A 7,636-nucleotide genomic window follows, 5' to 3' on the forward strand; every position below is an offset into this window, starting at 1 on the left:
GCGATTCCGAAGGGCCTTCCTTCATCTTCCACGCAGCATTGCCTTCCAAGAGGCTCCTACCTACACGCACCTCTCTTCTCGCATTCGTGGCACACCGACATCACCTATCTCCCGCTGGCCGGCGGGAAGTTCCTGTATCTGGCCACGGTCATCGACCTCGCCTCCCGGCGCCTGGCAGGCTGGGCGATCGGCGACCACATGCGAGCCGAACTGGTCACCGAGGCCCTGGCCGCCGCCGAGCGGTGTCGTGGCAGCCTCGTCGGCGCCGTCATGCACACCGATCATGGGGCCCAGTACACAAGCCGGGCATTCGCCGACGCCTGCCGCCGGGCGGGCGTGAACCAGAGCATGAGTGCCGTCGGCAGTTCGGCGGACAACGCGCTCGCCGAGTCCTTCAACGCCACATGCAAACGGGAGACTCTCCAGGGCCGCAGGGCCTGGGCCGACGAGCGTGAAGCCCGCCTCGACCTATTCCGCTGGCTGCACCGCTACAACACCCGACGCCGCCACTCCAGCCTCGGACAACGCAGTCCCATCGCGTACGAGACAGCACTCGCCACAACATCAACTACGCTGGCCCAAGCCGCATAGCCCGTGTCCAAGATTCCGGGTCAAGCCCCGGTCGACGGTTTTGAGCGTCAGCCCGAGGTGTTTCTTCGCCCAGGTCACGAGCTGCTTCCGGACCGCCGACGTCGGCGCAGGGCACCGCTGTCCTGGCATGTGGCAGGCGGTGGCAGCGTCGGCGGCCTTGGGGTCAGCTGTCCTCTTCCGCCTCCGGCTTTGGCCCGGTGGTGGCAATCACCTTCTGCAGGTGGTCGATGAAGGCGGTGGTGGCGGGGTGAGTCGGGGTGCGTGGCCGGACCAGGCGCACCGTCACCGGAGCGGCATCCGAGATCGGCAGATAGGTGACACCTGGATGCGGATGGCTGTGCTCGGTGCCCTGCGCGGTGACACCGACTGCGTCTCCGGCGGCGATCGTGGTGAGCCATTCGTCGACGTTGGCCACCTGGAACGTGCGGGGTCGCCGGCCGCGGGGCCACAGGTCGGCCGTCGCGGTGGCGGCGGTGGAGCAGAGCACGACCGGCTGGTCGATGAGGTCCGCAAGGCGCACGGCGGAGCGGAGAGCGAGCGGGGTGCCCTCTGGCACCGCGGCCAGACGACGCTCTTGGTAGAGCTCCTGGGACACCAGATCCGCATGGGGCGACGGCGAGGTGCGCACGATGACGGCGTCCAGTTCCCCACGGCGCAGCGCTGCTTCGGGGTCCGCGGGCCGATGCACTCTCACCGGGGTCTTCGGTTGTTGTTCGCGCCAGGCGCGGAGCAACGGCACCGTGCGGTCGCCAAGTGCCGCCCAGGCAAAGCCGACGCGCAGCGGCCGTGGCTCCGCCGCGGCCTCCACCAGTGTGTCGTCCAGCTGGTTGAGGATCAGGTGGGCACGCTCATGCAGCAGGCGGCCGGCATCGGTGAGCGCCAGATGACGGGTCGTGCGCTCCACCAGTTGTGTGCCGATCCGGCGCTCCAACTGCTCCAGGGTTCGGGAGAGCGCGGGCTGGCTGACGCGCAGAGCGACTGCGGCACCGCTGATGGTGCCCTGGTCACCGATGGCGGCAAGGGCCCGCAGATGCCGCAGCTCCACATTCATAGCCACCAAGCATAAGTCCTGCACAAACGGTATTTCCCTCGCCCTCGGCCCCGGGCCTAGCGTGGCTGGCATGAAGATTCTGCTCATCGGCGCCACCGGCACGCTCGGTGCGGCCGTGCACAAGGAACTGTCCGGGCGAGGTCACGAGGTCCTGGCCGTCGCGCGCAGCGGCGGCGACCTGCGCTGCGACATCACCGACCCCGACCAGACCGCCGCGATGTACGAGCAGGCCGGCCGCGTGGATGCGGTGGTCAGCACCGCCGGCGACGTGCCGTACAAGCCGGTCACCGAGATGACGCCCGAGGACTATCTGTCCGCCTTCCGCGGCAAGGTGCTCAGTCAGATCGACCTGGTACGCCAGGGAGTCCCCCGCATCGCCGAGCGCGGCTCCTTCACCCTGATCACGGGCGTGCTGGCCCGCGAGCCCATCCGCACGGGCAGCGCCGCCTCCATGGCCAACGGTGCCGTGGAGGCCTTCGTGCGGGCCGCCGCCATCGAAATCGCCCCGCAGCGAGTCAATGCGGTCAGCCCCACGGTCTTCACGGAGAGCCTCGGGGAGTACGGGGCCTACTTCCCCGGCATGCAGTCGGTCGACCTCGCCCAGGTCGCCCAGGCATACATCCGCTCCGTCGAGGGCGCCCAGACCGGGCAAATCTACGCCTTGTGAGGCGCCTTTCCTGCCGACCCGGAGATGGATGGTCCAGGTGAGACCTCGTCAGCGGCCAGGGGCCGGTGTCATCCCTCACGGCTATGGTCCGGGCTATGACCGATGATCAAATTCAGATACGGGCCGAACAGACCCTCGTCGCCTGGGCGCGGATCGAGACGTGGTTGAAGGAGCATGCGCCCCGCACCTTCCAGCGGTTGCCCGCGCCCGCGACGGAGGGCGAGCTCCGCTCACTGGAGCAGGATCTCGACTTGGCGGTCCCGGCCGATGTGCGCGCCTTCTACCTGGTGCGCAATGGCACGGGGCCATACTCGGATTTCGACTGGCCCGCATCCCCCGATGCCCCCGAGCCGACCGGGTACTTTCTGCCCGATGGTGAGGGGGTCGGCCCCTTGGCGAACCTGGGAGCGTGGTTCGAGGGCCCGGTCGCGGCCGCGCGCCTGGATGACGAGCCTGGGCAGCGGTACCTGCCGATCACCTCCATCGACCCGGACGGCTTCTACGGCAACTTTGTCGACTGCACCCCCGGCCAGGGGTACGGGCTGCTCGGCGACTACGCCGAGGCTGAACTTCCGAACCCGAGGAAGGCGACGTTCGCCGCATACCTGACCGAGGTCGCCAACGCGCTGTGCGAGGGGCGGGGCTTCAGGGACGACAACGCGCCGCGCGTGATCGACGGGCGCCTCGACTGGCAGTAGACGGGTTACCGGCCCGCCGACGGCGGCGGGGCGCGGGCTGCCCGTCGTCCACAGTCAGAGCGTCCAGGGCGGGTATCGGGTCGTGAGCAATCTGCCGATTCACCCTTTTGGTGAGGCATGCACCGGTAGATCTTCTTCCTCACGCAACACGCTCTACCGGATCAGGCGCCGCCATGAGGGCGATTCCCGCCGAATGATCACAGGTATCAGACCTCGGCGACCAGGCCGAACGTCGGGATCTGCCGCCAGGCCATCTGAAACGCCGCCCACCGCGAGACCTCGTCGGCGCCGCGGTGGGCAGCTCGCCACCGAGGGGCCGGTGGATCGTTAGTGCTGGCGGGGGCCGCTGGCCGTGGCGGCCGGAAGGGTAGGTCGGGAAGTGGTGGGGAGCGAAGGGGCGTTCGGCGACTCGCCGGAGCTGCGCGAGGCGTACGAGATGTGCGAGACCGAGGTGCGGCAGTTCCTGGCCGCGCTGTGGACGGCGACCGATACGTTGCCCGCGGCGGTCCGGCCGTTTGTCCACGCGATTCACGGATGGACGGTGCGGACGGACCGGATCACCGACGGGGGCTCGCCCGAGGGCCGCCAGGAGCGTTTCGCCCGCTGGCAGGCCGATACGCTGGCCGACCAAACCCGTGAACCGGGCCGGCGGCTCACGCCACCCTGCCGGGCGGGACTCAAGGAACCGACCGCGACAGGCAACTGCCCCCACGGGCGGCGGCCCAGCCGGATCACGTCAATCAACGGCCGCCGGTCTCAGGCTCCCCGCTGCAATACCTGACGCAGGGCAGCAGCCCGGTTCGCTGTGACCTCGAAGAGCTCATGCAGGAGATCAGTTGGCACGTCATGCAGGCCGGTCACGTGTGACACAGGCAGAACAAGGGCGTGACCAGGGTTGTCAAGTCACCTCGCGCTGACCTGTCCAGCGAGATCAACGAGTGCGAGAACTCCCCGACGCCGAACGCCTGGCACAACCGCTTTCAGTCACCGGGCAGTTCATTCCGCCGTTCCCCATCCACCATATGCCCCGGACACACGGAAGGCCCTCGAACCCGTCGCCTTACGGCTTGGGCTCGAGGGCCTTCCTCATGTCAGCACAGCGCCTGACCGCGTCTCCCCAGCGTGCTGAGGTGGGATCGGGGCATGTCAGTCAGCGTCGGTACCGTTGCGATTGACGAGCTGCTGCAGCAGCGCCCTCAGCTCGCCCTGCCCCTTCTTGAGCTCCTCCTGGCCTTTCTCCAGCCGGTCCAACGACGCGGTGTGGTTGGCCAACGCGATCGTGTGCTCGGTCTGCCTGTCGATCACCCGCTGCAGCTTCTCGTTCAGGATGCGGGCCATCTCCTGGCTGATCGGGTCTTCAGGCATCCGAGGTTCCTCGCTCGCGTCTCGTTCAGGATCATGTGTCTGCGGACAGCTCCGGCCTTGATTATCTCAGGGAAGGCAAGGTGACCGGTACACCCTGCCGCCCCTCAAGTTGCCGCCCGCGGCCTGGCCACCGAGCGGAGCCCAGCCCTTCGCACCCGTCGGGCCCGGCAGCGTCTCGGTCTCTCCCTGCGCGGTCCAGGTCCTGACCTCACGGCGACCACCGTCGACTTCCTGAAGCGACCTTCCGCCAGGTGGAGCGCGCGGCTCTTGCAGCTGGTCGAGCTGCGCAGCCCGCCCGGGCTGGGGTGATCCTGGCACCAACAGACGCGATCACGCACCTTCGCGATAACGCCGAGGCCGCAGCGGTTCCCCGATGGAGAAATCAAGCTGCGTGGGACCCGCCGCGCGGCGTCCTCATGTGTGCACGCAGATGCCTGGAGGGTGGGCAGAACTAGATTTGGTCGGCCGTCATGGCGCGGCGGACGCTCTCGCGGAGCAGGGTTCGACGCTGCTCGTGCAGTTCGGGAGGCTCCTGCGCGGTCGCCGCGTAGACATTGCTGACCGGTGACCACGCCATGGACATGGCGATCACCATGGCCATCACGTCGAATGGGTCTCCTTGGCGCACCAGACCGGCGGCCTGGGCCTTGGCGATGGCGCGCAGCTTGCGGTCGTCGAGGCGATCGGGGTCGTCGACCAGGTGGCCGGCCGGGCGTCGCTCCAGACGTGCCCAGGTGGCCAGTCGGATGAGGTCGGGGCGACGAAGATACTCGTCGTAGAGGCGTACGGCCCAGTCCGCGAGGTCGGTGGCGTCGATCGGGACGACATTCACGATCCGCTCCAGCGAGCCGAAGAAGATGGCGTCGAAGAGCCCTTCCTTGCTGCCGAAGTAAGCGTAGAGCTGCGCCTTGTTCGTGCGTGCCGCGGCCACGATCCGCTCGACGCGCGCACCGGCGATCCCATGCTCGGCGAACTCCTGGGTCGCCACATCGAGGATGCGTTGGTACGTCGCGGCTCCACGCGAGGTGAGGGGCTGATCAGCCATGATCCGACGCTAGCAGACAGAACAGTTGGTTTGCCCACCGAGGCCAGATGTGCTTACGGTAAATAGACCGAACAGTCTGTCTACAAGGAGGCGCCATGAGGAACACCATTGGCTGGCAGGTGGAAGGCTCGTCGTCGACACTGCAGCGGACGCCACTGCAACGGCGCGACCTGCGCCCCGACGACATCGCGGTCCGGGTCGACTACTGCGGGGTCTGCCACACCGATGTCCACGCCGTCAGCGCCCGGAATGGCGAAGGAGACCGGCCCCTGGTGCCAGGGCACGAGTTCACGGGCGTGGTGACCGAGGCCGGACCTGCGGTCACCCGCTTCACCGTCGGCGACCCGGTCGCGGTGGGCAACATCGTCGATTCGTGCGACGAGTGCGCCATGTGCCGGGCCGGTCAGGAGAACTTCTGCCACGCCTTCCCGACCCTGACGTACGACGGCATCGACCGGCACGACGGATCGACCACCCTGGGGGGTTACTCCCGCGAGCACGTCGTCCGTGACCGCTTCGCCTACCCTCTTCCCGCCGGTCTGGATCCGGCCGCCGCCGCTCCTCTGCTCTGTGCCGGGATCACCGTCTGGGAACCGCTGCACGCCCTCGGTGTGGGGCCGGGGACCCGCGTCGCGGTGGCGGGACTGGGCGGCCTGGGCCATCTCGCGGTCAAGATCGCCGTGGCGCTCGGCGCCGACACCTCGGTGGTCAGCCGCTCTCCGGACAAGGCCAACGACGCTCGTCGTCTCGGCGCCCACGGTCTCATCGTCTCCACGGACCAGGAACAGATGGCTGACGCCCGCGACCGGTTCGACGTTGTCATCGACGCCATCTCCGCCCCGCACGACCTCGGCCCTTACCTGCGCCTGGTCGCCATGGACGGAACGCTCAGCCACCTCGGGCACCTCGGATCCATCACCGTGGAGACCACCGACCTGCTCGTGGGGCGCAAGAAACTCAGCTCCGCAGGCAGCGGCGGCAGGCTCGCGACCGCCGCCATGCTCGACTTTTGCGCCAAACACGGCATCACCGCCGACATCGAGGTGCTCCCCTCGACGCATGTGAACGAGGCTCTCGACCGTCTCCGGCGCAACGATGTCCGCTACCGCTTCGTACTCGACATGTCCGACCTGGAGTGAACGGCGAGGGCCGGGAAGCGCGGCGCGCCCGGGGTCTCCATCTGCCCCTGACACACGCCGCCGCGCGGCCATCCACAACGGCAGCGCGACAGGCGGGTCGCCAAGGCCCAGAACCTAGCCGGTGAGCCACGAGCGCAACTTGCCGCCATCGAACCCACGACTGTCGACGCCGACGACGGCATCCGCCTCGACCGGCTGGGGGTCGATCACCCCGGTGGACGGCTCCCTACCCCGCCCAACGTCGTACGGCCCCGATCACGCAGCCGGTTGTGGAACACCATGACCAGCACGTGATCGCGCCAACGGCGGAAGAACGCATACGCCGGGTCCCACGGAGGAAGTCCACAGGCATGGAACGCCACTTGATGCCGTTGTCGGCCGGACAGCGGGTGGCGTCGAGCGTCTGGCGGCGGCAGCGGCCCTACGACCGGCCACCCCGGGCTCTTCGACCACGCCGACGTCGGGACCGCCTGCCGGGCCACCGCCCACTCCGCGTCCGTCATATCCGGTCCTGCCGCCACCGATTCGAAGCGGCCAGCAGGCATCCGGCTTCGGGCGCGTGCTGGTGCCGTAGTTTCCGGGTCTCGTATCGCTGATCGGCCTGGACAAGGAGGGCGCCCGCCAGGAGGAGGGTCGCAGCCGCCGTCTCGGCGTGGTCGCCCTCGGCCATGTCCATCAGCGCGGGCAGTAGCAGCGGATAAGAGATTTCGAGGGAACCGTTGTGGTAAAGCTCCGCCCACAGGTCGCTCCAGGCCCGACCGTCCCGACCGGTGGCAGCGCACGGTCCAGCAGGCGAACCAGCCGGCCGGAACCAACGTCACTTGCACGGGGAACCGGGGAACTCCTCATCATCCCGACGTCCAAGCAGACTCCGGAGGTCCTGCCCTCATCCCCGCCACGGCCGGAATCCATCCAAACACGACGTCGCTACAGCTGGATACTGAGCCGCCGGCCTGCACATTCGCGACTCCATCTACGCCGCGACGCCACCAGTGACACCACTGGTGCCACATCTGGTTCGCCATGGCGCCATCGATGTGCCATGATGGCGACACGGGCGGCGCGCCCCTCGGCCTCGCA

The 7,636-nt window shown here is 68.4% G+C and carries 10 protein-coding genes; 5 read left to right on the top strand and 5 right to left on the bottom strand.

Going from position 1 to position 7,636, the window contains the following annotated elements; translation table 11 throughout:
• The coding region (locus ACWDSL_RS50450; RefSeq protein ID WP_450496134.1) for an IS3 family transposase at positions 1–591 on the top strand (591 nt) is incomplete at its 5' end.
• Between the two features lie 163 nt (positions 592–754).
• Here ACWDSL_RS50450 and ACWDSL_RS50455 read toward each other — a convergent pair.
• On the bottom strand, positions 755–1,642 hold the full coding sequence (locus tag ACWDSL_RS50455) for a LysR family transcriptional regulator (protein WP_450496136.1): 888 nt from the start codon (positions 1,640–1,642) through the stop codon (positions 755–757).
• Between the two features lie 70 nt (positions 1,643–1,712).
• Here ACWDSL_RS50455 and ACWDSL_RS50460 point away from each other — a divergent pair, with 70 nt between their 5' ends.
• From ACWDSL_RS50460 to ACWDSL_RS50470, 3 genes are all read left to right on the top strand, one after another.
• Complete coding sequence (locus ACWDSL_RS50460; protein ID WP_450496138.1) at positions 1,713–2,309, top strand: short chain dehydrogenase; 597 nt, start codon at positions 1,713–1,715, stop codon at positions 2,307–2,309.
• A 95-nt stretch (positions 2,310–2,404) separates the two neighbouring features.
• Positions 2,405–3,007 (top strand): SMI1/KNR4 family protein, encoded by a 603-nt coding sequence (locus ACWDSL_RS50465; RefSeq protein WP_450496139.1) that lies wholly within the window; start codon positions 2,405–2,407, stop codon positions 3,005–3,007.
• A gap of 379 nt (positions 3,008–3,386) precedes the next feature.
• Positions 3,387–3,788, top strand: coding sequence for a hypothetical protein (locus ACWDSL_RS50470; RefSeq protein WP_450496141.1), 402 nt, complete (start codon positions 3,387–3,389; stop codon positions 3,786–3,788).
• On the opposite strand, the gene ACWDSL_RS50475 is transcribed toward ACWDSL_RS50470, so the two are convergent.
• The 3 genes from ACWDSL_RS50475 to ACWDSL_RS50485 form a co-directional block, all read right to left on the bottom strand.
• The gene (locus ACWDSL_RS50475; protein ID WP_450496142.1) at positions 3,764–3,877 is read right to left on the bottom strand and encodes a hypothetical protein; all 114 of its coding nucleotides are present in this window, start codon (positions 3,875–3,877) and stop codon (positions 3,764–3,766) included. The two genes, ACWDSL_RS50470 and ACWDSL_RS50475, sit on opposite strands and share 25 nt — an antisense overlap.
• 276 nt (positions 3,878–4,153) lie before the next feature.
• Positions 4,154–4,372 (bottom strand): hypothetical protein, encoded by a 219-nt coding sequence (locus ACWDSL_RS50480; protein WP_450496144.1) that lies wholly within the window; start codon positions 4,370–4,372, stop codon positions 4,154–4,156.
• A 451-nt stretch (positions 4,373–4,823) separates the two neighbouring features.
• A complete protein-coding gene (locus tag ACWDSL_RS50485) occupies positions 4,824–5,417 on the bottom strand; it encodes a TetR family transcriptional regulator (RefSeq protein WP_014181909.1) in 594 nt (197 codons plus the stop codon).
• A gap of 95 nt (positions 5,418–5,512) precedes the next feature.
• On the opposite strand from ACWDSL_RS50485, the gene ACWDSL_RS50490 reads away from it, so the two are divergent.
• Positions 5,513–6,556: an NAD(P)-dependent alcohol dehydrogenase gene (locus tag ACWDSL_RS50490; protein WP_450496145.1), complete on the top strand. Its 1,044-nt coding sequence runs from the start codon at positions 5,513–5,515 to the stop codon at positions 6,554–6,556.
• A gap of 499 nt (positions 6,557–7,055) precedes the next feature.
• Here the strand turns inward: ACWDSL_RS50490 and ACWDSL_RS50495 are convergent, their stop codons facing one another.
• Entirely contained in the window at positions 7,056–7,226 is a 171-nt protein-coding gene (locus ACWDSL_RS50495; RefSeq protein ID WP_450496147.1) for a hypothetical protein, read from the bottom strand.
• Positions 7,227–7,636: the final 410 nt, after the last annotated feature.

This window comes from Streptomyces sp. NPDC000941 (assembly GCF_053599555.1).

Coding starts and splice junctions, on each gene's coding strand:
- ACWDSL_RS50485 (WP_014181909.1), bottom strand. CDS start 5,417: ATGGCTGATCAGCCCCTCACCTCGCGTGGAGCCGCGACGTACCAACGC.
- ACWDSL_RS50465 (WP_450496139.1), top strand. CDS start 2,405: ATGACCGATGATCAAATTCAGATACGGGCCGAACAGACCCTCGTCGCC.
- ACWDSL_RS50480 (WP_450496144.1), bottom strand. CDS start 4,372: ATGCCTGAAGACCCGATCAGCCAGGAGATGGCCCGCATCCTGAACGAG.
- ACWDSL_RS50490 (WP_450496145.1), top strand. CDS start 5,513: ATGAGGAACACCATTGGCTGGCAGGTGGAAGGCTCGTCGTCGACACTG.
- ACWDSL_RS50495 (WP_450496147.1), bottom strand. CDS start 7,226: ATGGCCGAGGGCGACCACGCCGAGACGGCGGCTGCGACCCTCCTCCTG.
- ACWDSL_RS50460 (WP_450496138.1), top strand. CDS start 1,713: ATGAAGATTCTGCTCATCGGCGCCACCGGCACGCTCGGTGCGGCCGTG.
- ACWDSL_RS50455 (WP_450496136.1), bottom strand. CDS start 1,642: ATGAATGTGGAGCTGCGGCATCTGCGGGCCCTTGCCGCCATCGGTGAC.